The sequence below is a fragment of the Kitasatospora setae KM-6054 genome (assembly GCF_000269985.1).
In the GTDB taxonomy this organism is placed as follows: domain Bacteria; phylum Actinomycetota; class Actinomycetes; order Streptomycetales; family Streptomycetaceae; genus Kitasatospora; species Kitasatospora setae.
Genome location: NC_016109.1, coordinates 561,881 through 585,296, shown reverse-complemented (window position 1 = coordinate 585,296; position 23,416 = coordinate 561,881). Strand labels below are relative to the sequence as shown.

Below are 23,416 nucleotides of genomic sequence, written 5' to 3'. Positions count from 1 at the left end.
GGGCCAGGTGGCGCCGGCGGAAACCAATTGCGAGGTGAGGGTCCGTCAGGGCCCGGACGATGGCATCTTCGATTTCCTCCGCGGCGATCACGGACGGGGACTTCCTCGCCGGTTCCCCGTACCCGGTGGCGCTGCTCGGCCCCGACGGCCGGATCCTGCACGCCAGCGACCGGGCCCGTCGCCTGCTGGCGGACCGGGACGGCACGCCCGGCTGGCTGCGCCGGGCCCACCTGGCCCTGCCGGACGACGGCCCCCGGCCGCGGCCCGTCCGGCACACCGACCCGATGGCCGGCCCGGTCGAGGCGCACCCCACCCGCCGGCCCGACGGCAGCGCCGTGTGGTGGTTCGTCAGCCGGGAGGACCGCCCGGCCGGGCCGTCCCCGGCGGACGGCGGCGGCCCGCACGACTGGGAGCTGCTGGCCCGGCTCTCCGGCCTGCTGCTCTCCTCGCTGAACGCCGACCGGGTCCTGGAGACGGCCGCCCGCCAGGCCGCACTGCACCTGGCCGACGCCGCCGTCCTGGTCGCCCCCGGTTCGGGCCGGGTGCTGCGCCTGGTGACCTGCCTGCGCGGGGCCGACCCGGCGCACGCCCAGGTGCGGGCGGACCCGGCCGAGGTCCCCGGCCTGGCCGAGGCGCTGCGCGGCTTCCCGCCGGTCCCCTCGCGCTGGATCGACCCGGGCGCCGCGCCGCACTGGCTGGTGCCCGACGGGTTCGGCCGGGTCGGCTCGGTACTGGTCACCCCGCTGCCCGGGCACGGCGTCCCCGCCGGGGCGCTGGTGCTGCTGCGCACCCCGGCCGCCGGCCCGTTCGACCCCGCCGAGGAGAGCTTCGCCCGGATGTTCGCCGTCCGGGCCGGCGCCGCCGTCTCCGCCGCCGTCATGTACTCCGAGCAGGCCGCCGTCACCGACCTGCTGATGCGCGAACTGCTCCCGCCCCGGCTCGAACACCTCGACGGGGTGGACTTCGCGGGCGGCTACCGGGCCTCGGGCGACCGCGACCGGATCGGCGGCGACTTCTACGACGTCCACCCCGCCGCCGAGCCCGGCGGCGAGACCCTCGCCCTGCTCGGCGACGTCAGCGGCAAGGGCCTGGAGGCCGCCGTGATGACCGGCAAGGTCCGCAACACGCTGCACGCGCTGCTGCCGCTCGCCGACGACCACCAGCGCGTCCTGCACCTGCTCAACCGGGCCCTGCTGACCTCCCGCCACACCCGCTTCGCCAGCCTGGTGCTCGCCTCGGTGCGCCGCGAGGACGACCGGGTCCGGGTCCGGCTCTCGGCCGCCGGGCACCCCGCGCCGATGGTGGTCCGGGCTGACGGCAGGGTCACCGAGTCCACCACCCTGGGCAGCATCGTCGGCGTCCTGCCCGAGGCCACCACCCGGACCGACACCGTCCTGCTCGACCCCGGCGAGGCGTGCGTCCTGTACAGCGACGGCATCACCGAGGCCAAGGGCGGCCCGACCGGGCGCGAGCAGTTCGGCGACCACCGGCTGCGCCGGGCCCTCGCCGAGTGCGCGGGCCTGCCCGCCGAGGCGATCGTGGAACGGGTCCAGATGCTCGCCGCGCAGTGGCTGCGTGAGAACCGGCACGACGACATGGCCGTGATGGTGATCGCCGCGCCCCCGCGCGGCCACGTACCCGTGATCGGCCGACAGCGAGGACTCCCGGAATGAACGACCGCGCATCCACCGCCACGCTCGGCCCCGAAACGGGAACGGGACCGGGAACGGGAACGGGCGCCGGACCGGCCACCGGCACCGGCCCCGAAGCCGGCCCGGTCGACCGCACCGAGGAGCTGTGGGAGGCCGTCCTCGGCGGCGACCAGGCCCGGGCCGCCGCCCTCGCGGTGGCCGCGCTGGAGCGCGGCCTGCACCCCGAGGAGCTGCTGCTGGACGTGATCGGCGCGCTCCAGGCCCGGATCGGCCGCGAGTGGGCCGCCGACCGGATCACCGTGATCCAGGAGCACGCCGCGACCGCGGTCAACGAACGGGTGGTGGCCGTCGTCACCGGGCACCCCGCGTTCGCCGCCGCCACCGCCCCCCGGCGCCCCGGCCGGATCGCGGTGGCCTGCGTCGAGGGCGAGTGGCACGCCTTCCCGGCCCGGCTGCTGGCCGAGGTGCTGACCCTGCGCGGCTGGCGGGTCGACTACCTCGGCGCCCAGTGCCCCACCCCCCACCTGATCGCCCACCTGCACCGCACCGCCCCCGACGTGCTCGCGCTGTCCGCCGCACTGCCCACCCGGCTGCCCGCCGCGCACAGCGCGATCACCGCCGCCCAGGCCGCCGGCGTGCCCGTCGTCGTCGGCGGCGCGGCGTTCGGCCCCGACGGCCGGCACGCCCGGCTGCTCGGCGCCGACGCCTGGGCCCCCGACGCCCGCGCGGCCGCCCGGCGCCTCGCCCGCGGCCTGCCGCTCCCCGCCTCCCCGCACCGGCCCGTCGACGACCTGCCGCACCTCGCCGACCAGGAGTACACCCTGGTCGGCCGCGACCCCCGGGCACCGGCCGCCGCCGTCCTGGCCGCCCTGGCCGACCGGCACCCCGCCGTCCGCGCCTACACCGGCGCCCAGCGCGAGCACACCCTCGACGACCTGACCCAGATCGTCGAGCACCTGGCCGTCGCCCTCTACACCGGGGACGCCGAGCTGTTCACCGCGTTCACCGACTGGACCCGGCACGTCCTGCTCGCCCGCTCCGTCCCGGACGCCCTGCTCACCTCCGCGCTGAGCGTGCTGCGCGAGCACCTGCGCGACCTGCCGCGCAGCGTCGCGATCCTCACCGCCGCCCTGGCCGCCGCCCCGCCCGCCACCCCCCTGACCGCCGCCGCCCCGCCCCGGACCGACACCGCCCGGCCGACCACCGGAACACCCGCATGAGCGCGCACCCCGTCCCCCCGCCCGGCCCCGCCGCCCCGCACCGCGCCGTCACGGTCCGGGTCGAGGGCGAACTCGACCACGAGAGCTGCGAGGAGCTCGTCCGGGCGGTCGCCGCCCACCTGGCCGCCCAGCCGCCGTACCAGGTGGTCCGGGTCGACTGCGCCGCCATGTCGCTGTGCGACTCGATGGGACTGTCCGCGCTGCTCCAGATCCGCCGCGACACCGACGCGGCCGGCCGCCGCCTGCTCCTGGAGCACCGCCCCGCCCACCTCGACCGCCTGCTGCGCCTCACCGGCACCGCCGCCTACCTGCTCGCCGACCGCGCGCCCTGAGACCGCGGCCCGTCCCGGCCCCGGTTTCCGATCCCCGGACCGGGGCAGCCGACGGCCATGGACCCACGACAGCACCCCCGGCCGAACAGCACCCTCCTCCGCCCGACCCGCGACCGCGGGCGGCACCCCGACCCGCGCCGGCGGCCCGGCCCGCCCGGACCGCTGCGGGCCGTCCCCGCCCGGGTCCGCTGAGCCGGCCCGTGCGCGACGGAGAGGGGGACAGGACCGTGCGGGACGGCGAGCCGAGCAGGGAACGGCACGACGGGAAGCGGCACGACGGGAAGCGGCACGACGGGAAACGGCATGACGGGAAGCGGGACGGGAACGGCGGCCGGTCCGGGTGGGCGGCGCGCTTCCCGGCCCGCGGCCGGCTCGCGGTGCTGCGCCGCACCGCCGGGGAGTTCCTGGACGACGAGCTGCCGGACCGGGCCGCCGCGCTGACCTACTACGGGGTGCTGGCGGTCTTCCCGGCCCTGCTGGTGCTGGTCTCGATCCTCGGCCTGCTCGGCGGCCCGGTGACCGGCGCGGTGCTCGACAACCTCCGGCAGCTCGCCCCCGGCCCGGCCCGGGACGTGCTGAGCGGATCGGTCGAGCAGCTGCGCGACGGGCGCGGGGCCGGCGGGGTGTTCGCCGCGGTGGGCCTGCTGGGCGCGCTGTGGTCCGCCTCGGGCTACGTCGCCGCGTTCATCCGGGCGGCCAACGCGGTGTACGACATCCGCGAGGGCCGCCCGGTCTGGAAGCTCACCCCGCTGCGGGTCGGCCTGACCCTGGTGCTGATGGTGCTGCTGCTCGCCAGCGCCGTGATCGTGGTCTTCACCGGCCCGCTGGCCGAGCGCGCCGGGGACCTCCTCGGGATCGGCCCCACCGCCGTGACGGTCTGGTCGGTCGCCAAGTGGCCGGTCCTGGTGCTGCTGGTCTCCGTGATGATCGCGCTGCTGTACTGGGCGGCGCCCAACGTGCGCGGCCGGGGCTGGCACTGGATCTCCCCGGGCAGCCTGCTGGCCGTCCTGCTCTGGCTGGCCCTCTCCGGCGGATTCGCCGCGTACGTCGCCTGGTTCGGCTCCTACAACCGCACCTACGGCACCCTCGCGGGCGTGGTCGTCTTCCTGGTGTGGCTGTGGCTCTCCAACCTCGCCGTGCTGCTCGGCCTGGAGTTCGACGCCGAGCTCGCCCGCGAACGGGCCGTCGAACACGGCCTGCCGCCCGACGCGGAGCCCTTCCTGCCGCCGCGCGACACCCGCGAGTGGCCCGAGGACGCGGCGGCGCCCGACACCCGGACGCACCGGACCGGGGAGCAGCGATGACCGCGTGCGGATCCCTCCCGTCCGGCCGGGAGTCCATCCCGCCGGAGGCCCCGCGCCCCACCAGCGCGCCGTGCGTGCCGTGCGCGCCGAGGACGGGCCCGGGCACGCTCCCGCCGACCCCGGGAACCGACCCGGGAACCGGTCTCCGGGAAGGGGCATGACCTGCGGAGGGACGGTTAGACGGCGGTTGTTCGATTCGCCACTCCGTTCGGAGGACACCGTCGTGACCATGGTCTCCCGCCTCCCCGGCGCACAGACGCACCACTGGGACTGGCAGCTCGAAGGCTCCTGCCGCACCGTCGGCGGCGAGGTCTTCTTCCGCCCCGCGCACGAGGGCCGGGCCGAGGCCCGGGAGCGCGAAGAGGCCGCCAAGCGGGTGTGCGGCGGCTGCCCCGTCCGGCTCGAATGCCGGCGCCACGCCCTCGCCACCCGGGAGCCCTACGGCGTCTGGGGCGGCCTGACCGAGGACGAGCGGCGCGTCCTGCTGGTGCGCCGCGGCGCCGGGGCCGACGTCACCTCCACCGCCGCCTGAGGCGCCCGCTACCGAGGGCCGGCCGGATCCCGGCCGGCCCTCGGCCTTCCCGGGGGCCGACCGCGGTCGGCGCGCCGCTCCCGGAGCGGGTCGCTGTTCTCGACCGGCAGGTACGGCGCGGACCTGGTGCTCTCCAGGACCCGGCGCACACAGCGCGAGGGCGAGTCCAGGGCCAGCGCCACCCCCAGGACGCGGGCCGCCAGACCGGCCCGCAGCAGGGCGTTCAGGCCCGCCGAGGTGAACAGGTCGACCGCCCGCAGGTCGACGCGGAGCCGGTCCGGGCGGGCGCGCAGCCCGCGGGCCAGGGCCCGGGCGAACGCCTCCTGGTTGTCCTGGTGCAGGGCGCCGACCAGCGCGCACCGGACGGTCCCGCCGCTGCGCCGGGTCTCGATCCGCAGGTCCGGTGCCCGCACCACGACGGCCCGCTCCGCCGCGCCCGGCCCCGCCGTCCGGCGGCGCCGGGGACGTCCCGGCCCGCACCCCGGCCGGGTCAGGAGGCGGGCAGCGGGTCGGGCGCGCGGGCGGCTCCCGCCACCGCGCGCAGGGTGGCCCAGAGCGCGACGGCGTTCCCGCGCAACTGGCCGGTGGCCGGGGTGCCGTCCTCGACGGCCGCGAGGTAGGCGCTCACGCCGGCGATCGCGTACCGCAGCTGCGGCGGCAGGGCCGGGACGGCACCGGTGCCGCCGGTCAGCGCGTCCGTGAGCTCCTGGAGCTGGGCGCGGGTCGGGCACTCCACCACTTCGCCTCCTGGTGCCGAACGGGGAACCGGCACGTCCACTCTCCCCGCGCCGCTGATGCACGTCAATGAATACACGAAAATTATGTCATGCATTCGGAGTCGCGAATCCCGGTACCTATCCTTGCGAGGTGGAGAGAGCCGCCGAAACCAGCCGCCAGTGGACGTTCCTCACCAACCACGCGAGGGTGCTGATCCAGATCTACCGGGACCCCGGCATCCGGGTCCGCGACATAGCCGCCCGCTGCCTGCTCACCGAGCGCGCCGTCCAGCGCATCATCGCCGATCTGGAGGACGCCGGGTACCTCTCCCACGAGCGTCGCGGCCGCACCAACCACTACCACGTCATCGACGGCCAACTGCGCCACCCGGCCGACGCCGGACCCACCATCGCGGAACTGCTCTCCGCCCTCCTCACCCCGCCGCCGGACCCGCGCTGACCGACGCGCGCCGATGCCCGGCCCCCGTCGGTCAACGCGGGGAGCCGGGCACCGGCCGGTCGGCGCGGGCCCCGGTCTCAGGGGGCCTGGCTGTCCGCCGCCGGCGGCTCGGGATCCTCGTCCCCGCCGTCCCGGCCCGCGGCCTTGGCCCGGACGTCCGCCGGGGTCGGCGCGGTGATCTCGCGCTCCTCGGCCGACCGCTCCCGGACACTCTCCCCGGGCGCCTCCTCGGCGGCCCGGTCCTTGCCGTCCTGCGTGGTCATGGCTGCTCCTCTCCATCCTCCCTCGTGGGCACCCGGCGACTACCCCGGACCGCCCCGCCCACACGGGACCGACCGGACGGATCGCGCGCGGGCGGTCCCGCGCGGGCGGTGGTCCGGTTGGTCAGGAAAGCCACGGACCGGCGGGCCGGGCCGGCGGCGGGCGGGCACCGCGGCGGTGATGCCGGTCTGTGCGACGTCGCGGGCGGTCACCGGGACGTCGGCGGGCGGCCGGATCAGGGACTCGAACCGGCCGACCCCCACCAGGCGCCCGCCCTCGGAGCGCAGCGCGAGCGCGGCGACCTCGGTCGGTTCCGCCGGCCGTCCGGCGGGGTGAGCCCTTCGAAGTCGATCACGATCACGGTCAGGCGGGTGAAGGACGGGACGCGGAGCAACCCCGTCACGCCGTGCCCTCCGATCCGGTCGCCGCCCGGGGCGCCGTCGGGTCCTTGGTCGCGGTGCGGAGGCGGGCCATGGTCCGTAGGCCGCGCTCCAGGAGTTCGGGATCGCCGGAGGCGGAGCCGCAGCGGATCCCGTCGGCGGCCTGGGTGAGTTTCGCCAGGTCGCCGACGTCCCCGGCGAAGCCGAGGACGAAGTCCTGCCTGCTCCAGGTGCGGCCACGGTAGGCGCGAAACCCGGGCCGGGTGCCGTGCGCACCCGGCCCGCGCGGACAGCGGGCGGGCTCCTTTCGGCCGGCTCCTGGTGCGTAGCGGGAGGTGGGGCGGGGTGCGGGGGCCGGGACGGGGCGGCACCGTCGAAGGCGCGTCCCGCACCGGTACCGGGCGGTCGCCGTCGGCGCGGGTGCGGATCGCGGTGACGGGCGGTCAGCGGGTTCCTCTCCCCGGGGCGTTGTCGGCCCGTCCTGGGGAGGAGGGCGCACTGCCAGGTCAGTGGGTTGGTGCGGCAGCGGGTCGGTGCTGCCGCGCGGTGAGCAGGACGGCTGTGAGGGTGCCGGCCTCGGTGATCCGGCCGTCGGCGCACATCGCCGCCGCTTCCTCCAGCGGGACCCAGCGCAGTTCCATGTCGGCCTCACTGGCCTCCCGCTGGTGCTCGCCGACGGTCAGGCCGGTGGCCAGGTAGAGGTGCTCGCGGGTCCGGGCACCTGCGGGCATCCGCCACATCGTCGTCAGCTGCTCGATCCGGGCGGCGCGGATGCCGGCTTCCTCCAGCAGTTCGCGCCGCGCGGCCGCCGCCGGGTCCTCGTCCGCCCCGCACCCGCCGCCGGGGCACAGCAGCAGCCGCCGGCCGCACACGTAGACGTCCTCCGCCACCAGAGCGATCCGGCCCCGGTCGTCGAGGGCCAGGACGCGCACCCCGTCGACGGCCTCGGTGTACTCGTAGCTGCCCGGGCTGCCGTCGGGCCGCCGGACCGTGTCGCGGCGCACCACCACCCAGCGCCCGCGGTAGACCTCCGTCGACTCCTCCGTGGCCCAGTCTTCGATCATGTCGTTCACTCCTTCGTCGTGCGGTCGGGTGGCAGGAGCAGGGGGTCCGTTCGGGGCGCGGGGCGGGGCCACGGGGGCAGCGGTGGCGGTGGCGGGTCCAGGCAGTTCGACGTGGCGCTCGCACCGGCCGTCCAGCCCGTACACGGTCCGGTAGGCGTAGGGGACGGTGCTGCCGTCGAAGACGACGACGCCCTCCTCCACGACGGGCCGTCCGGTGCCGGCGGCATGCCGCAGGGCGGCGGCGTGTTCCGGCGGCGGGGGATCCGGCGGCCGCCGGTGGCGGCCCGTCACCGGCCGCCCGCTCTCGGGGTGCGGCCTGGGGCAGGAGTCCCGGCGGCCCCGCCGGTCCGGGCGGTCACCGGTTGCTCCGGTAGGCGGCTGCCTGGGTCTCGAACATCTCCGCGTAGGTGCCGCCGAGGGCGATCAGTTCCCGGTGGCTGCCGGCTTCCACGATCCGGCCCTGGTCGAAGACGAGCACCTGGTCGCAGGCGACGGCGGGGGCGAGGCGGTGGGAGACCAGGACGGTGATGGTGTCGGGACCGGCGTACTCGTCGAGGACGGCGCGGAAGAGCCGGTCCTCGGCGAGGGGGTCCATGCTGGCGGTGGGCTCGTCCATCACCAGCAGCGGGGCGTCGTCGTCGTTCAGCGCGCGGGCGCAGGCGATCTTGGACCAGTTGCCGTCGGAGAGTTCCGCGCCGCCCTCGAACTGGGGGCTGAGCACGGTGTCCCACTGGTGGTCCAGGTCGGCGATGACCCGGTCGGCGCCGGTGGCCCGCACGGCGCGCATGACCCGGTCGGGGTCGGCGGTGGTGATGTTCCCGGAGCCGATGGTGATGTTGGCGAGCGCGGACAGCGGCCAGTGCCCGGGGTCCTGGAGGACGAGGGCGACCCGTCCGGTCAGGCTCGCCGCGTCGAACCGGCGCACGTCCGTGCCGTCCCAGCGGACGGTGCCCTCGGTCGGTTCGTACAGCCCGGCCAGGATGCGGGAGAGGGTGGACTTGCCGGAGCCGTTCGCGCCGACGAACGCGTACCTCCTCCCCGCCTCCAGGGTCAGGCTCACCCCTCGGAGGGCCTGCTTGCCCTGCGGGTACGTGAAGTGCACGTCCCGCACCTCGATCTCCTTGACCGCGGCGGGCGCGGGCGCGCCGGTGCGCGGCAGGCGGGCCCGGCAGCTCTCCTCGAAGCGTTTCAGGTCCTCGACCCACAGGGCGTGTTCGAACACCTGGTGGCCGGCGATCACCAGGCGCAGCAGGGCGCTCTGGCTGGCCTGGATGGCGAGGTAGGCGGCGCCGCCGGTGGCCAGCGGCATCCAGCCCGCGCCGAGCATCCAGGCGAGCGCGGCGTAGGTGGCGAACATGCCCAGGCCGCCGAGCGCGCGGCCGAGCAGGGCGGCGCGGCTCTGGTGCTCGCCGAGGGCGACCTCCTCGTCGGTGATCCGGGCGGACAGGGCGCGGTGCTCGTCCAGCAGGGCCTGCTGGGCGTTGGAGGCGCGCAGTTCGGGAGCGGTGTCGCGCTCGAACAGAACCCAGGAGAACTGCAGCATCCGGCGGCGCAGGGTGCTCTGCCGCACGGCGGAGAGGTAGCCGGCGCGGATCGAGTGGACGGAGGCGGCGCCCTTGGGGACGACGGCGGCCAGCAGCAGCACCAGCAGGACCGGATGCAGGACGCCCAGGACGCCGGCCGCGCCGAGCAGCGCGAGAACGGCACTGGCCAGCTCGATCGTCTTGTTGACGGACTCCTTGGCGTAGTACAGCCCGCGGTCGTTGGCGCGGCGGACCTCGTCCGCCCAGGTCGGGTCGTCGACGGCGGCGAGCTCGATGCGGCTGGTCAGGGCGAGGAAGTCGGCCTCCAACTGCTGGCGCACCCGGGGGCCGAGCCGGGCCTGCCAGTGCGAGATGCCGGCGTCGACCAGGCCGCGGAGCATCAGCAGCACCGCGACCACGGCCAGGGCGGGCAGCGCCGCGCGGATGCGCTCTCCGGTCGCACCGCCGGCGAACACCTTCTGCAGGATGCCCAGGCTGGCGATCAGCCCGGCCGACACCATCGCGGCGGACACCAGCTGCAGCACGGCGACCAGGACGGCCGCCCGCGCGTCCGCGCGCCACGCGGTGCCCCATACCTGGACGACGATGGCCGGCAGGCGGCGGGCGATGGTCACCAGCCCGGTCCGGGACGCCTCGCCCTCGAAGGTCTCCCAGTAGCCCTGGGTGATCTGCCCGCCGAGGTCCCCGTCGGCGGGCACCGCCCGCACCCGCTCCGGCGGGGGCGGCAGCTCGGGGGTGCGGGGCCCCGGTACGGAGGCAGTCGTCGTGGTGTGGTCGTTCAAGCGGAACCTCCTGTGATCGGCACGGACGCGGAGACGGGGCGGGGCCGGGATCAGAGCAGCAGCAGCTCCCGGGACGGGCCCGCCCCGCTCACCGCCCGCACCGTCCCGGCCGGGCCGAAATCGAGGTCGTACGCGACGGGGCAGCCCGCCGCGGCCCAGCGGGCCCGCACCGCTTCGGCCTCCGCCCACAGGCGGCGCGGACCCCGCGCGACAGCAGCCGACCCGTTCGCGGTGACCTCCGCGCGGCGGCCCGTACCAGGCCCGAGTCGATCTCCAGCCCCGTCATTTGCGGCCCCGTCAGGCCGGAGGCCAGCGCGGCCAAATAGCCGGTGCAGTCGGCGGGATTGGCGGGGTCGGCGGGGCCGGTCAGGACGAGGCGCACCCCGGCGACGAGGGTGACGGGGGCGCTTGCCGGCGCGGCCGGTACATCCGGGGCGGGGTTTCCGGGCTGCGTGAGGGCGTTGTCGACCTGGCTCAAATGCTCTCCTGGCAGGGCGAGTTGGAAGTCCGGGCGAGCGGTTCGGCGTCCGATGATGGTGCTGTTCGACAGGGGTATTCAAGTGGGCGTCACCCCTGGGCCAGCCTGGGTCGAAAGGGATGTTTCGGGCGCCGCACGATGGTCTGGCACGGCATCGGCCGCCGCTTCGGCTTGCGCCTGCGGGGGCTGGTGGGCCAGTGCGCAGGCCGTGAGAGCCCGTTCGAACGTGTCGCGCGGCTCCGAGGCGGGCGGTTGGGTCGCTCCCCGGGGTGGTCGCTTTGGAAGTCATCTCATTTGGTCAGTCTGCGGTGGCAGACGAGGGCGGCGGCGATGGCGGCGAAGGCCGCGAAGTGGTCGGCTTTGCGTTCGTAGCGGCGGTGGAGCCGACGGAATCCGCCGAGCCACGCGACGGTCCGCTCGATGACCCAGCGGTGCCGTCCGAGCCGGGTGGAGGACTCGAGGCCGCGGCGGGCGATGCGATGGGTGATCTGTCGTCGTCGCAGGTGGGAGTGGATGAAGCGGTGGTCGTGGGCTTTGTCGCCGTGGAGCTTGCCGGGCCGGCGCCGCCTCGGGCCGCGACGGGAGCGGATGGGCGGGATCGCCTCGACGGGCGGGATCAGGGCCTGGCTGTCGTGCAGGTTGGCACCGGAGACCGCGAGCGAGAGGGGCAGACCGGTGCGTTCGGTGAGCAGGTGGATCTTCGACCCGTACTTGCCCCGATCGACAGGATTCGGACCCGTCAGATCCCCTTTTTCAGGGCCCGCATGTTCACCGAGTCGACCGCGCACCGCGACCAGTCCAACTCGCCCCGCGCACCGAGTTCGTCCAGGACCAGGCGGTAGAGCTTGGCCCACACCCGGGCCCCGGTCCACTCCGTGAACCGGCGGTGCGCGGTCGGCCCGGACGGCCCGAAGCAGTGCGGAAGCTGGGCCCACGTGCAGCCCGAGGACGCCACGAACACGATCGCGGCCAGCACCTCCCGGTCCCCGTGGCGCCGACGGCCACCGCCCTGCGGCCGGGTCGGCGCCGGCGGCACCACCCGCTGGAACAACTCCCACAACTCATCCGGCACCAGGCGCTCCACGATCGTCACGTGAACAGCCTACAAGCCCAAATGAGATGACTTCTGAGTACCGCCTGGCCGACGCCTTCCATTCCCTTCGCTCGTCCTACGGTGCTCCGGTGCGTTCTCGGCACCGGATGGGTGAACGTGGAACCTGTACGTGTCGGTCGCCGACTCCACCGCGTTCAGCCCCACCGACACCATGTCGCTGAGCGCCCGGGCCAAGGCCCTGATGGCGGTCGAGGGCATCGCCGCGCTCATCGCCTCCCTGCTGGTCATCGCTCACGCCGTCGGCGTCCCCGACCGGTGAGGGCCGGGCCTCCCATTCGGTCGCGCGGGGGTGCGCGGTGTCCGAATCGTTCTAGTTTGTCTCATGGTCGGGTCGTCACGGACCCGGCCCGGGCGCCGAGCGGCACCCGCCGTCCTTACCGATGGAGCGGACATGACGCAGCTTCCCCCGCCGATCACCCCCTACCTGGAGCCGGCCGCGAAGGAGTTGGCCGAGGCCACCGACCCGCACCCGCGGATCTACGAGGTGCCGCCGCCCGAGGGCCGGGACATCCTGCTCGGCCTGCAGAGCGGCGAGGGCGTCGAGCGCCCGGCCGTGGACGAGGAGTGGGTGACCGTCGACGCGGGCGAATGGGGACAGGTCCGGACCCGGATCATCAAGCCGAAGGGCGCCACCGGCCCGCTGCCCGTGGTGTTCTACATCCACGGCGCGGGCTGGGTCTTCGGCGACGACAAGACCCACGACCGGCTGTTCCGCGAACTCGCGGTCGGCGCGGGCGCGGCCGGCGTCTTCCCGGTCTACGACCGGGCCCCGGAGGCCAAGTACCCGACCCAGGTGGAGCAGAACTACGCGGTCGGCCGCTGGCTGCTGGAGCACGGCGCCGAGCACGGCCTGGACACCTCCCGGGTCGCCGTCGCCGGCGAGTCGGTCGGCGGCTGCATGTCCGCCGTGTTCGCGAACATGAACAAGGAGCGCGGCGGCCTGGACCTCAAGGCCCAGGTGCTGCTGTACCCCGTCACCAACGCCGACTTCGACACCCCGTCCTACCACCAGTTCGCCGAGGGCTACTACCTCACCCGCGACGGCATGATCTGGTTCTGGGACCAGTACTCCGACCCGGACCAGCGCAAGGAGCCGCACGCCTCCCCCCTGCAGACCCCGCTGGAGGACCTGCGCGGCCTGCCGACCACCCTGGTCATCACCGACGAGGCCGACGTGCTGCGCGACGAGGGCGAGCAGTACGCCAACAAGCTCCGCGAGGCCGGCGTCGACGTCACCGCCGTCCGGGTCGCCGGCATGGTCCACGACTTCCTGCTGCTGGACAGCCTGCGCGACACCCGGGCCGCCAACGTCGCCCGCCACCTGGCCGTCGACGCCCTGAAGAAGGCCCTGCACGGCTGACCCACCCCCCCGCGCCACCGGGCCCCGCCCCACCGTACGCGCGGGGCCCGCACCACCACCCGCCCGGGAGCGCACCGGGGCCGGGCGCCGTCCACCTGCGGCGCCCGGCCCCGGGCGTGCTCCCGGCCGGCCGCGGTGTGCGGGGGCCGTTCCCGTTTCCCCGACCCCCCTTGCCAGGAAGGCCCGTTCCATGCCCGACGACAGCGACGCGCGGCAGGTCACCAACGCGTTTCCCGAGAACACCGACCCGGCGGCCGGGGGCTGCCCGGTCCAGGCCGCGGCCGCCGACCCGATGAAGGGCGACGGCATCCACCAGTGGTGGCCCGAGCGGCTGAACCTCGGCGTGCTGCGCCGCCACGCCGCCGCCCACGACCCGAACGGCGACGGCTTCGACTACCCGGCGGCGTTCGGCGCGCTCGACCTGGCGGAGGTCAAGCGCGACATCGAGCGGGTGCTGACCACCTCGCAGGACTGGTGGCCCGCCGACTTCGGCCACTACGGCCCGTTCGTCATCCGGATGGCCTGGCACCTGTCCGGCACCTACCGGGTCACCGACGGCCGCGGCGGCAACGGAGCCGGACTGCAGCGCTTCGCGCCCGTCAACTCCTGGCCCGACAACGTCAACCTGGACAAGGCCCGCCGCCTGCTGTGGCCGGTCAAGCAGAAGTACGGCAAGGCACTGTCCTGGGCGGACCTGATGGTGCTGTCCGGCAACGTGGCCCTGGAGTCGATGGGCTTGGCCACCTTCGGCTTCGGCGGCGGCCGCGAGGAGGTGTGGGGCCCGGACGAGGCAATCTACTGGGGCCCCGAGACGGCCTGGCTCACCGACGAGCGGCACAAGGACGACGGCGAGCTCCTCGCCCCGCTGGCCGCCGACACCATGGGCCTGATCTACGTCAACCCGGAGGGCCCGCGCGGCAACCCGGACCCGATGGCGTCCGCCACCGACATCCGCGAGACCTTCGCCCGGATGGCGATGAACGACGAGGAGACCGTCGCCCTGTGCGCCGGCGGCCACACCTTCGGCAAGACCCACGGCGCCGCCGGATCCGAGCACCTGGGCCCCGAGCCGGAAGCCGCCCCGCTCCAACAGCAGGGCCTGGGCTGGAAGAGCGACTTCGGCACCGGCCACGGCAACGACACCATCACCTCCGGCCTGGAGGTGATCTGGACCGACACCCCCACCCGCTGGGACAACCGCTACTTCGAGATCCTGCTGGGCTACGAGTGGGAACTCACCACCAGCCCCGGCGGCGCCCACCAGTGGCGCCCCAAGGACGGCGCGGGCCAGGACACCGTGCCGGACCCGCACGACCCCGCCGCGCGCCGGACCCCGGCGATGCTGACCACCGACGTCGCGATGCGCGTCGACCCCGACTACGCCCGCATCTGCCGCCGCTTCCTCGAACACCCCGAGGAGTTCGCCGACGCCTTCGCCCGCGCCTGGTACAAACTCACCCACCGCGACATGGGCCCGATCACCCGCTACCTCGGCCCCGAGGTCGCCGCCGAGCACCTGATCTGGCAGGACCCCCTCCCCGAGCCCACCGAGGCCCCGCTCGACGCCGACGCCGTCGGACAGCTCAAGTCCCGCGTACTGGCCGCCGGGATCCCGGTCGCCGACCTGGTGTGGCTCGCCTGGTCCTGCGCGTCGACCTTCCGCCGCAGCGACAAGCGCGGCGGCGCCAACGGCGCCCGGATCCGGCTGGAGCCGCAGAACGGCTGGGAGGTCAACGAGCCCCACCGGCTGGCCGGCCTGCTCGCCCGGCTGGAGGAGATCCGCGCCGCGTTCGCCTCCTCCCGGCCCGCCGGCCACGGCGTCTCGCTCGCCGACCTGATCGTGCTGGCGGGCACCGCCGCCGTGGAGAAGGCCGCCGCCGACGCCGGGCACGAGCTGCGGGTGCCGTTCACCCCCGGCCGGGTCGACGCGACCCGGGAGCACACCGACATCGACGGCTTCTCCCACCTGGAGCCCGCCGCCGACGGCTTCCGCAACCACCTCGGCAAGGACGACACCCTGCCCGCCGAGTACCGCCTGGTCGACCGCGCCGACCTCCTCGGGCTGAGCGCCCGGGAACTGACCGCGCTGGTCGGCGGCCTGCGCACGCTCGGCGCGACCTACCAGAGCAGCGACCTGGGCGTGCTCACCGCCCGCCCCGGCGTCCTGACCAACGACTGGTACGTCAACCTCCTCGACCAGGACACCACCTGGACACCCACCGCCCACGACCCCGCCCTCTTCGAGGGCCGCGACGCCCGGGGCTCCCTGCGCTGGACGGCCAGCCGCACCGACCTCGTCTTCGGCTCGAACGCCGAACTGCGGGCCCTCGCCGAGGTCTACGCCTCCGCCGGCGGCGAGCAGCAGTTCGCCACCGACTTCGCCGCGGCCTGGGCCAAGGTCATGGACCTCGACCGCTACGACCTGCCCGGCCACCGCCACACCTGAGCGCCCCTCCGTCCGGCGCGGGTGCGCCGCAGCCGCGCCGCAGCCGCGCCGAGGGCCGCCCGCAGGCCCGCGCACCCCGCGTCCACGGCCCGCACCCGTGTGGCCACCGCCACCGGGGGCCTCCGCACAGCCGCACAGCCGCACACCGAAGGAAGGCAATCGATGGCCACCAGGGCACAGGACCCCCGACCGCGGCCCCCCGCCCCGACCCGGCTGCTGCGGGACGCGGTCACCCCGCGCGCCGCGCTGGTGATGTTCGGCGTGCTGCTCCTGCAACTCGGCTTCGCCCTCTCCTACATGGGAGCCTTCCACGACCCGAGACCGCACGGCCTGCGGGTGGCCGTCGTCGCCCCGCCGGCCGTGCTGCCGCAGGTGGTCGGGAGACTCGACGCCCTGCCCGGCGACCCGGTCGACGCCTCCCCGGCCGCCGACGAGGCACAGGCCCGGCAGTTGCTGCTCGACCGCGACACCGACGCCGCCGCCCTGATCGACCCGGCCCGCGACCAGGACACCCTGCTGGTGGCCTCGGCCGCCGGAACCTCCGTCTCCGACACCGCCGCCCGGATCGCCCAGGCCATCGAGCAGACCCAGGGCCGCCAGGTCGCCGTCCAGGACGTCCGTCCCCCCGCCAAGGGCGACTCCCGGGGCCTGTCCTCCTTCTACCTGGTCCTCAGCTGGACCATCGGCGGCTACCTGGCCGCCTCCGCCCTCAACATGGTCTCCGGCTCCCCGCGCCCCACCCCCGCCCGGATCGGGGTGCGGCTGGCCGCGATGCTGCCCTACGCCTTCGTCTCCGGGATCGGCGGCGCCCTGATCGTCGGCCCGCTCCTCTCCTGCCTGCCCGGCGCGTTCTGGGAACTCACCGGCATCGGCACCCTGGTCGTCCTCGCCTCCGGCGTCGTCGGGGTCGCGATGCAGCGCCTGCTGGGCACGATCGGCCTCGGCCTGACCATCGTGCTGTTCACCATCCTCGGGAACCCGAGCTCCGGCGGCGTCTACCCGGCCGCGCTGCTGCCGCCGTTCTGGCGGGCCATCGGCCAGGCCCTGCCGCCCGGCGCGGGGACGACCGTCGTGCGCAACACCGTCTACTTCGACGGTGCCGCCACCGCCGGGGCCGTCTGGGTCCTGGTCGCCTGGGCCGTCGGCGGCGTCCTGGTCGCCGTCGCGGCCTCCTTCCTGCTCCCCGCCCGCTCCGGCCCCGCCACCGCCCCCGTCCCCGCCCCGACGGCGGCCCCGGATGCCGGGTAGCGCGCCCGGGGCCGGCCCCGGGGCCGATGTGCGGGGACGGTCGAACGGGCCTTTGATGGAAGTGCGGAGCCCGGGGGCCCGCGTCCGCCTGCCGGTTCCGAGCGGAGGACCCGCATGAGCCTGTCACCCGGTTTCTCCGGCCGCCGCGGCTTCGACACGTCCCGGCTGCCGCCCGGCCAGTACCCCACCCACGACTTCCCCGTGCTGTCGGCCGGCCCCACGCCCCGGATCGACACCGACGACTGGGAGTTCACCCTCGACACCGAGACGGGGCAGCACACCGCCTGGACGTGGGAGCAGTTCCAGGCGCTGCCCCAGCAGGACGTCACCACCGACCTGCACTGCGTCACCCGCTGGTCCAAGTTCGACACCCGCTGGCGCGGCGTCTCCCTCGACACCCTGCTCGCGGACGCCGAGACGGCGGCGGACTTCGTGATCGCCCACTGCCACGGCGGCTACACCACCAACCTGCCGCTGGAGGACGTCCTCGACGGGCAGGCGTGGATCGTCCACGAGTACGACGGGTTCCCGCTCTCCCCCGAGCACGGCGGGCCCGCCCGGCTGCTGGTGCCGCACCTGTACCTGTGGAAGTCCGCGAAGTGGGTGCGCGGCCTGACCCTCAGCCCGGTCGACGAACCCGGCTTCTGGGAGGCCGCGGGCTACCACAACCACGGCGACCCCTGGCGCGAGCAGCGCACCTGGCAGGACTGACCGCCCCCCGAACGCACGAGGAGCCCGACGATGGCGACGCTCACCCCCGGATTCCACGGCCACCGCCGCACCCGCGGCGACCGCCTCCCGCCCGGCCAGTTCCGCACCGAGGACTTTCCCGTGCTCTCCGCCGGGCCGACCCCCGACATCCCGCTCGACCGGTGGGAGTTCACCCTCACCACCGAGAGCGGCGAACAGCACCGCTGGAACTGGGAGCAGTTCCAGGCGCTGCCCCAGCAGGACGTCACCACCGACCTGCACTGCGTCACCCGCTGGTCCAAGTTCGACACCCGCTGGCGCGGCGTCTCCCTCGACACCCTGCTCGCGGACGTCACCACCGACGCCCGCTACGCCCTCGCCGAGTGCTACGGCGACTACACCACCAACCTGCCGCTCGATGACCTGCGGGGCGGGCGGGCCTGGATCGCGCACACCTACGACGGCGCGCCGCTGGCCGCCGAGCACGGCGGCCCCGCCCGGCTGCTGGTGCCGCACCTGTACTTCTGGAAGTCCGCGAAGTGGATCACCGGCCTCACCCTCGGCCGCACCGACCGGCGCGGCTTCTGGGAACAACTCGGCTACCACGACTACGGCGACCCCTGGCGCGAGCAGCGCACCTGGACCGACTGAGGCGAGGACGACGCGATGACCGACTGGCGCCGGGCCGAACTGCGGGCCCGGACCCCCGAGAGCGCCACCGCCCGCACCCTCTACCTGACCGTGGACGGCTGGCCCGGCCACCTGCCCGGCCAGCACGTCGACGTCCGGCTCACCGCGGACGACGGCTACCAGGCGGTGCGCAGCTACTCGCTCTCCGCACCCGCCGACGGAGACCGGATCGAGCTCTCCGTCCAGCCCGCCCCGCACGGCGAGGTGTCGCCCTACCTCGCCGACGACTTCCCGACCGGAGCCGCCATCGAGGTCAAGGGCCCGCTCGGCGGCTGGTTCGTCTGGAAGCCCGGGCGCCCCGACCCCGTCCTGCTGGTGGCCGGCGGCTCCGGCGTCGCCCCGCTCGCCGCCATGCTGCGCGCCCGGCTCGACCTCGGCGGCGACGTCCCCCCGTTCCACCTGGCGTACTCGCTGCGCGACCCGGGGCAGCGCTGGTTCGGCCCGCTGCTGGACGGCATCGCCGAGGCCGAGGACCCCGCCGTCACCGTCGCCTGCCTCTACACCCGCGCCGCACCGCCCGGACACCCCCGGCCGGTCGGCCGGATCACCGCCGCCGACCTCGACCTGCCGGGCTTCCGCCCGGCGGACGGCCCGCTCGCCTTCGTCTGCGGGCCCACCGCCTTCGTCGAACGGGCCGCGAACCTGCTCGTCCACCTCGGCCACCGCCCCGACCGCGTCCGCACCGAACGCTTCGGCTGACACCCCTGGGAGACCCCATGCGCGACGGAAACGCCCTCGCCGGCCCGCTGTCCGAGCTGTTCGTCCCGGACCCCACCACCGCCCTTCGGCTCTGCCCGGGATGCGGCGCCGACGCGGCCCTCGCCACCCTGCACGTCTACGACCACGGCCCCGCGGCGGTGGCCCGCTGCCCCCGCTGCACCCGGTTGGCCTTCCGGATCGCCCACCACCCCGGCGAACTGTGGTTCGACTTCGGCCACGGCGGCGCCCTGCGCTTCCCGACCGCCTGACCGTCTGACCGTCTGACCGCCGCCGGGGCCGACCCGCCACGCACCGGGCGCGGGGCGGGTCAGGGCGCGCGGAACGCGCCGCGCCGGGAGAGCAGCAGGCAGAGCGCCCCGGTAGCGAGGAGGCCGAACGCGGCCGCCACGCGGATCGCCGACGCGTCGCCGGTGTCGGCGAGTCGCGACCCGGCCGCCCCGCGCCCCGTCGGCCGCGTCGCAGGGGCCGCCCCCGCCCGGTCATCCGCCGGTGGCGCCAGGACGGCCGGCCCGGGGTGGGACGGCGAGCCCGGAGCCGAGGCCGGTGCCGAGGCCGGGCCCGCCGGGCCCCCAGCAGGCGGAGAGGAGGTGGACGGCTCCGGAGGGGACACCACCAGGACCGTCGTCGGCAGCGGACCGGAGGGCAGCGCGGGCGAGGGGCCGGGGGACGGCGGGAGGGTCGGGGAGGAGGAGGGGGCGGGTGGTGGTGAGGTGCTTGGGGACGCGGAGGTGCTCGGGGACGGCGAGGGGGAGGGGGAGGGGGACGGTGGCGGGGAGGAGTGGGAAGCGGGCGACGGCGAGGGGGAGGGGGAGGGGGACGGTGGCGGGGAGGAGTGGGAAGCGGGCGACGGCGAGGGGGAGGGGGAGGGCGACGGCGAGGGGGAGGGGGAGGGCGAGGGGGACGGGGTGGCGGCGCGGCAGTCGACCTGGACCTCGCCGACGCGCAGGGTGGTGAGGGGGCCCTGGTACACCGGCTGCCCCTGGAGGTCGTCGAGGGTGCCGGTCACGGTGATGTCGATCCACGCCTCGGCGGTGGCCTGGCGGACCTGGGTCGGGGGGTCCTGGTGGGGGGTGACGGTGACGGTGAGGGTGCTGGGTCCGATCTGCGGGGTGCCCAGGTCGTTTCCGGTGATGGCCAGTTCGGTGGTGCCGACGGGGACGCGGCGGCCCAGGACGGTGATCTGCGCGGAGTCGGTGCGGGTGTAGGCGAGCGCCCACGGGCCGACCGGTGCGGGGATGCACTGGGCGTAGGAGTCGAGCGAGCCGATCGCCCCGGCCTCGATGCCGACCAGGGTGGTGGAGCGGAAGTGGACTTCCAGTCCGGTCAGTTGGGCCTGCGCGTAGCTGCGGTCGGCGGCGGTGGCGGTGTGGGCGGTCATCGAGCCGACCGTGACCCGGCCGAGGACGCCGTCGGGGTCGGAGAAGTCGCCGGTGTCCTCGGCCGCGCGGGTGGGGCTGGCCGCGTAGCCGTAGTGGCCGGCGAAGGCGGTCAGCCCGATCGCCGGGACGTCCGGGTTCTCCAGGGTCAGCAGCCGGGCGCTGGCGCCCGCGCCGGGCACGGCGGTGGTCGCGACGGCCCCGGGCGGGGCGGCGACGAACAGGACGGCGGCCGTGGTGAACGAGCCGAGGGCCGTCGCGCGCAGGGCGCGCGTCCGACCGGCGGGGGAGGAAGTGGAGGGCACCCCCCACAGCTACCAGCGACACCGGCCCCCGCGCGGCGGCGGGCCCGGAGCGGGGGCCGTACGTCGTCCGAACGGGTGCCGAGCCCGGTCGGTGGAGTCGGGCCGGGGGCTCCGCGCGATCGTCACATCACGCTGCGCCGTGGCCAGTTGACCGTCGGCGCGCATCGTTCGTGCATCGTTCGGGGGCGGAGGGGACCGCACGTGGTGACGGGCGCCCGGGAGGGTCGCTCAGCGCACCTCGATGCCGACCAGGCAGGTGTCGTCGTCGGTGTCGGCGCCGCTGAAGCGCAGCAGGTGGTCGAGGTGGGACTCCAGCGCGGCGGCGCCCGCGCGGGGCGCGGCCTCGGAGAGGGCCACCAGGTTGGCGAGCGAGGCCTGGAGGCCCTGGTCGCGGCGCTCGATCAGGCCGTCGGTGTACATCACCAGCCGGTCGCCGGGCTCCAGTTCGACCTCGCTCTCCTGGTAGTCGGCCCGGTCGACCACCCCCAGCAGGATGCCGTCCACCTGCGGCAGGCACGCGGCCGTCCCGCCGCGGGTCAGTACCGGCGGCAGGTGGCCGGCCCGGGCCCAGCGCAGCCGGCGGCGCTCCGGGTCGTACAGGCCGCAGACCGCGGTGGCGGTGACGTTGTCGGTCAGGTGGTGCGTCACGCTGTTCAGCCAGGACAGCAACTGCGCCGGGCCCGCCCCGGTCGCGGCCAGGCCGCGCAGCGCGTTGCGCAGCGCGACCATCCCGGTGGCGGCCTCGATGCCGTGCCCGGCGACGTCGCCGACGCACACCAGCACCTGCCCGGAGGGCAGCGGCAGGGCGTCGTACCAGTCCCCGCCGACCAGGTGCTCCTTCTCCGCCGGGCGGTAGCGGACGGCCACCTCCAGGTTGTTCAGCCGCCGGGGCCCGTCGCTCGGCGGCATGATGGCGTGCTGGAGCTGGAGGACCAGCCGGTGCCGCTCGGCGGCCTGCTGCTCGGTCTGCGCCAGCTGGTCGCGGGTCGCGGCGAGGGCGACCTCCGTCCAGTGCTGCGCGGAGACGTCCTGGTAGGCGCCGCGGATCGCGCTCAGCCGCTCCGGTCCGCCGTCGTGGACCGGCTCGGCGACCACCCGGATGTGCCGGGTCACCCCGTCCGCGCGCTGCAGGCGGAAGGCCGTGGAGGCCGGACGGCGGTGGTGCAGCAGGGTGCGCAGGAACCGGCCGACGGCGTCGCGGTCGTCCGGGTGGGCGTGCTCGGCCAGCCGGTCCAGCGGGATCGGCCGCGCGGTCGCCGGCAGGCCGTGCAGCTCGAACAGGGTGTCGTTCCAGACCACCTGGCGGGCGTCCAGGTCCTCCTCGAAGCCGCCGATCCGGCCCAGGCGCTGCGCGTGGTGCAGCAGCCGGGCGATCTTCGGGGTGCTGTCCTCCAGCCGCCACAGCACCGTGACGTGGTCGCCGTGCCGGCTCACCGACACGTACGCGTCCGCGGTCAGCGGCACCCCGTCGACCTGCGCCGCCAGCCGCATCCGGGGGTCCTTGAACGGCGCCCCGGTGGCGTACACGTCCTCCACGGCCTCCAGCAGGTTGCCGGGCCGCGCGGCCAGCGGGTACGCCTCCAGCAGCGGCGAGCCGACGACGGCGCCCGCCGGGCGGCCCGCGAAGTCCACGAACGCCGGGTTGGCGTGCCGGATCACGAAGACCGGCACCGCGCCGTCGTCCACCGCCTCCAGCACCATGCACGGGTCGAGCAGGCCGTCGACCAGCCGGGTCAGCTCGTCCAGCCGCCCGCTCGCCGGGCCGTCCTCGCCGGAGCCGTCCGGCCAGGTCTCCAGGGTCGCGGCGCACAGCCCGGCCAGCACCTCGAACTGCCGCTCCAGGGACTGCGACCACGGCGGCAGCTCCTCGCGCCAGCACACCTCCAGGACGCCGGTCAGCCGTCCGCCGACCCCGGCCGGCACGGCGACCCGCCCGCCGCCCGCCTCGTGCCGGCCGATCGTCGGGACGGCCGCGTCCGCCAGCGTGCGGTACGCCACCGGCCCGCGCTCGTCCAGCGCCCGGCGGGCCGCGGTCACCACCCCCGGCGGGACGTGCCGCCACCGCCGGGCCTCCGCGTCGGCGAAGCCCGCGCTGCCGGCCAGCGCCAGCGACTGGTCCGGCCGGGCCGCCCAGATCGCCACCGCGACCGCGCCGAGCGGGCGCAGCGCGTGCTCCAGCATCGCCCGGGCCGCCGCCGCCGTGTCCGAGCCGCTCAGCGCGTCCGCCTCGGTGCTGCGCAGCCGCACCCCCACCCCGGCGGACGCCGGGTCGGCGGCCCGGGCCACGAACTCCCGGGCCGCCTCGGAGATCTTGTCGGCGGCGGACTGGTTGACCAGCCCGGCGGCCAGCTCCAGCGGCGTCGTCCCGGCCTGCTCCGCCAGCGCCCGCAGCTGCCCGGCGGCCTCGGTCGGCCCGCAGCGCAGCCGTTCCACCAGCACGCCGACGGCCATCTCCACCACCGACCGGCCCGCGGCGTGCGCCTGCGCCTCCTCGAGCTGCCGCCGCAGCTTCTCCACCGTGCCCGCCAGCCGGCCGATCGCGCCGCCCGCGGCGGTGGCCTCCGGCGCCGTCTCCGTCTCCGCTCCCGTCACCGCCACCGCCACCGTCGGGGCGTGGCGCTGGGCCCCGATCAGCCCGGTGGCGTCGAGGGCGGTCGGCGGGCCCTGGTCGGGGCGGGGCTCCCGGGACTGGTGCACGGCGTGGACTCCTGCGGTCGGTCGGGATCGGTCGGGATGGGATGG

Annotated in this window: 22 protein-coding genes; 14 read left to right on the top strand and 8 right to left on the bottom strand. The window is 75.7% G+C overall.

Going from position 1 to position 23,416, the window contains the following annotated elements; translation table 11 throughout:
* The first annotated feature begins 59 nt into the window (after positions 1 to 59).
* The 5 genes from KSE_RS02430 to KSE_RS02410 all read left to right on the top strand — a co-directional run bounded on the left by KSE_RS02430 (position 60) and on the right by KSE_RS02410 (position 5,040).
* A complete protein-coding gene (locus tag KSE_RS02430) occupies positions 60 to 1,673 on the top strand; it encodes a PP2C family protein-serine/threonine phosphatase (protein WP_014133674.1) in 1,614 nt (537 codons plus the stop codon).
* Complete coding sequence (locus KSE_RS02425; protein WP_014133673.1) at positions 1,670 to 2,872, top strand: cobalamin B12-binding domain-containing protein; 1,203 nt, start codon at positions 1,670 to 1,672, stop codon at positions 2,870 to 2,872. Before KSE_RS02430 ends, KSE_RS02425 begins: the two co-directional genes overlap by 4 nt.
* Positions 2,869 to 3,204 carry an STAS domain-containing protein gene (locus tag KSE_RS02420; protein ID WP_014133672.1) on the top strand — a complete coding sequence of 112 codons (336 nt, stop codon included), beginning with the start codon at positions 2,869 to 2,871 and terminating at the stop codon, positions 3,202 to 3,204. The genes KSE_RS02425 and KSE_RS02420 overlap by 4 nt, the downstream gene beginning before the upstream one ends.
* Before the next feature lie 227 nt (positions 3,205 to 3,431).
* Positions 3,432 to 4,508 carry a YihY/virulence factor BrkB family protein gene (locus KSE_RS02415; protein ID WP_014133671.1) on the top strand — a complete coding sequence of 359 codons (1,077 nt, stop codon included), beginning with the start codon at positions 3,432 to 3,434 and terminating at the stop codon, positions 4,506 to 4,508.
* 223 nt (positions 4,509 to 4,731) lie between these two features.
* Complete coding sequence (locus KSE_RS02410) at positions 4,732 to 5,040, top strand: WhiB family transcriptional regulator (protein ID WP_014133670.1); 309 nt, start codon at positions 4,732 to 4,734, stop codon at positions 5,038 to 5,040.
* 8 nt (positions 5,041 to 5,048) lie between these two features.
* On the opposite strand, the gene KSE_RS02405 is transcribed toward KSE_RS02410, so the two are convergent.
* Together KSE_RS02405 and KSE_RS02400 are read right to left on the bottom strand one after the other, a co-directional pair.
* Complete coding sequence (locus KSE_RS02405; protein WP_014133669.1) at positions 5,049 to 5,456, bottom strand: STAS domain-containing protein; 408 nt, start codon at positions 5,454 to 5,456, stop codon at positions 5,049 to 5,051.
* 74 nt (positions 5,457 to 5,530) lie between these two features.
* Entirely contained in the window at positions 5,531 to 5,779 is a 249-nt protein-coding gene (locus KSE_RS02400; RefSeq protein WP_033260319.1) for a hypothetical protein, read from the bottom strand.
* Positions 5,780 to 5,907: 128 nt separating this feature from the next.
* On the opposite strand from KSE_RS02400, the gene KSE_RS02395 reads away from it, so the two are divergent.
* Positions 5,908 to 6,216 carry a helix-turn-helix transcriptional regulator gene (locus KSE_RS02395; RefSeq protein ID WP_014133667.1) on the top strand — a complete coding sequence of 103 codons (309 nt, stop codon included), beginning with the start codon at positions 5,908 to 5,910 and terminating at the stop codon, positions 6,214 to 6,216.
* A gap of 77 nt (positions 6,217 to 6,293) precedes the next feature.
* On the opposite strand, the gene KSE_RS02390 is transcribed toward KSE_RS02395, so the two are convergent.
* From KSE_RS02390 to KSE_RS40795, 4 genes are all read right to left on the bottom strand, one after another.
* On the bottom strand, positions 6,294 to 6,479 hold the full coding sequence (locus tag KSE_RS02390) for a hypothetical protein (RefSeq protein ID WP_014133666.1): 186 nt from the start codon (positions 6,477 to 6,479) through the stop codon (positions 6,294 to 6,296).
* A gap of 884 nt (positions 6,480 to 7,363) precedes the next feature.
* A complete protein-coding gene (locus tag KSE_RS02385; protein WP_231873111.1) occupies positions 7,364 to 8,122 on the bottom strand; it encodes an NUDIX domain-containing protein in 759 nt (252 codons plus the stop codon).
* 154 nt (positions 8,123 to 8,276) lie between these two features.
* Positions 8,277 to 10,247, bottom strand: coding sequence for an ATP-binding cassette domain-containing protein (locus KSE_RS02380; protein WP_014133662.1), 1,971 nt, complete (start codon positions 10,245 to 10,247; stop codon positions 8,277 to 8,279).
* Between the two features lie 768 nt (positions 10,248 to 11,015).
* Positions 11,016 to 11,812 (bottom strand): IS5 family transposase gene (locus tag KSE_RS40795; protein ID WP_231873312.1). Its coding sequence is split into 2 segments (ribosomal slippage): positions 11,016 to 11,477 and positions 11,480 to 11,812, totalling 795 coding nucleotides; the frame shifts between segments, so codons are not numbered across the junction.
* Positions 11,813 to 11,948: 136 nt separating this feature from the next.
* Between KSE_RS40795 and KSE_RS42645 the strand changes: the two genes are divergently transcribed.
* The 8 genes from KSE_RS42645 to KSE_RS02340 all read left to right on the top strand — a co-directional run bounded on the left by KSE_RS42645 (position 11,949) and on the right by KSE_RS02340 (position 19,241).
* Positions 11,949 to 12,098: a hypothetical protein gene (locus tag KSE_RS42645; RefSeq protein ID WP_014133658.1), complete on the top strand. Its 150-nt coding sequence runs from the start codon at positions 11,949 to 11,951 to the stop codon at positions 12,096 to 12,098.
* A gap of 132 nt (positions 12,099 to 12,230) precedes the next feature.
* On the top strand, positions 12,231 to 13,199 hold the full coding sequence (locus tag KSE_RS02370) for an alpha/beta hydrolase (protein ID WP_014133657.1): 969 nt from the start codon (positions 12,231 to 12,233) through the stop codon (positions 13,197 to 13,199).
* A 190-nt stretch (positions 13,200 to 13,389) separates the two neighbouring features.
* Positions 13,390 to 15,645 (top strand): catalase/peroxidase HPI, encoded by a 2,256-nt coding sequence (gene katG, locus KSE_RS02365; protein ID WP_014133656.1) that lies wholly within the window; start codon positions 13,390 to 13,392, stop codon positions 15,643 to 15,645.
* Positions 15,646 to 15,807: 162 nt separating this feature from the next.
* On the top strand, positions 15,808 to 16,893 hold the full coding sequence (locus tag KSE_RS42640) for a membrane protein (RefSeq protein WP_014133655.1): 1,086 nt from the start codon (positions 15,808 to 15,810) through the stop codon (positions 16,891 to 16,893).
* A gap of 114 nt (positions 16,894 to 17,007) precedes the next feature.
* Entirely contained in the window at positions 17,008 to 17,604 is a 597-nt protein-coding gene (locus KSE_RS02355; RefSeq protein ID WP_014133654.1) for a sulfite oxidase-like oxidoreductase, read from the top strand.
* Between the two features lie 30 nt (positions 17,605 to 17,634).
* A complete protein-coding gene (locus KSE_RS02350; protein WP_014133653.1) occupies positions 17,635 to 18,234 on the top strand; it encodes a sulfite oxidase-like oxidoreductase in 600 nt (199 codons plus the stop codon).
* Between the two features lie 15 nt (positions 18,235 to 18,249).
* Positions 18,250 to 18,972, top strand: coding sequence for an FAD-binding oxidoreductase (locus tag KSE_RS02345; protein WP_014133652.1), 723 nt, complete (start codon positions 18,250 to 18,252; stop codon positions 18,970 to 18,972).
* A gap of 17 nt (positions 18,973 to 18,989) precedes the next feature.
* The gene (locus tag KSE_RS02340; protein WP_014133651.1) at positions 18,990 to 19,241 is read left to right on the top strand and encodes a DUF6510 family protein; all 252 of its coding nucleotides are present in this window, start codon (positions 18,990 to 18,992) and stop codon (positions 19,239 to 19,241) included.
* A gap of 59 nt (positions 19,242 to 19,300) precedes the next feature.
* Here the strand turns inward: KSE_RS02340 and KSE_RS44120 are convergent, their stop codons facing one another.
* Entirely contained in the window at positions 19,301 to 20,674 is a 1,374-nt protein-coding gene (locus KSE_RS44120) for a hypothetical protein (RefSeq protein WP_014133650.1), read from the bottom strand.
* Between the two features lie 228 nt (positions 20,675 to 20,902).
* Positions 20,903 to 23,371, bottom strand: a complete 2,469-nt coding sequence (locus KSE_RS02330; RefSeq protein WP_014133649.1) for a SpoIIE family protein phosphatase — start codon at positions 23,369 to 23,371, stop codon at positions 20,903 to 20,905.
* Between the last annotated feature and the right edge of the window lie 45 nt (positions 23,372 to 23,416).

Coding starts and splice junctions, on each gene's coding strand:
- KSE_RS02340 (WP_014133651.1), top strand. CDS start 18,990: ATGCGCGACGGAAACGCCCTCGCCGGCCCGCTGTCCGAGCTGTTCGTC.
- katG (WP_014133656.1), top strand. CDS start 13,390: ATGCCCGACGACAGCGACGCGCGGCAGGTCACCAACGCGTTTCCCGAG.
- KSE_RS02430 (WP_014133674.1), top strand. CDS start 60: ATGGCATCTTCGATTTCCTCCGCGGCGATCACGGACGGGGACTTCCTC.
- KSE_RS02390 (WP_014133666.1), bottom strand. CDS start 6,479: ATGACCACGCAGGACGGCAAGGACCGGGCCGCCGAGGAGGCGCCCGGG.
- KSE_RS02345 (WP_014133652.1), top strand. CDS start 18,250: ATGACCGACTGGCGCCGGGCCGAACTGCGGGCCCGGACCCCCGAGAGC.
- KSE_RS02420 (WP_014133672.1), top strand. CDS start 2,869: ATGAGCGCGCACCCCGTCCCCCCGCCCGGCCCCGCCGCCCCGCACCGC.
- KSE_RS02425 (WP_014133673.1), top strand. CDS start 1,670: ATGAACGACCGCGCATCCACCGCCACGCTCGGCCCCGAAACGGGAACG.
- KSE_RS02370 (WP_014133657.1), top strand. CDS start 12,231: ATGACGCAGCTTCCCCCGCCGATCACCCCCTACCTGGAGCCGGCCGCG.
- KSE_RS02355 (WP_014133654.1), top strand. CDS start 17,008: ATGAGCCTGTCACCCGGTTTCTCCGGCCGCCGCGGCTTCGACACGTCC.
- KSE_RS42640 (WP_014133655.1), top strand. CDS start 15,808: ATGGCCACCAGGGCACAGGACCCCCGACCGCGGCCCCCCGCCCCGACC.
- KSE_RS02350 (WP_014133653.1), top strand. CDS start 17,635: ATGGCGACGCTCACCCCCGGATTCCACGGCCACCGCCGCACCCGCGGC.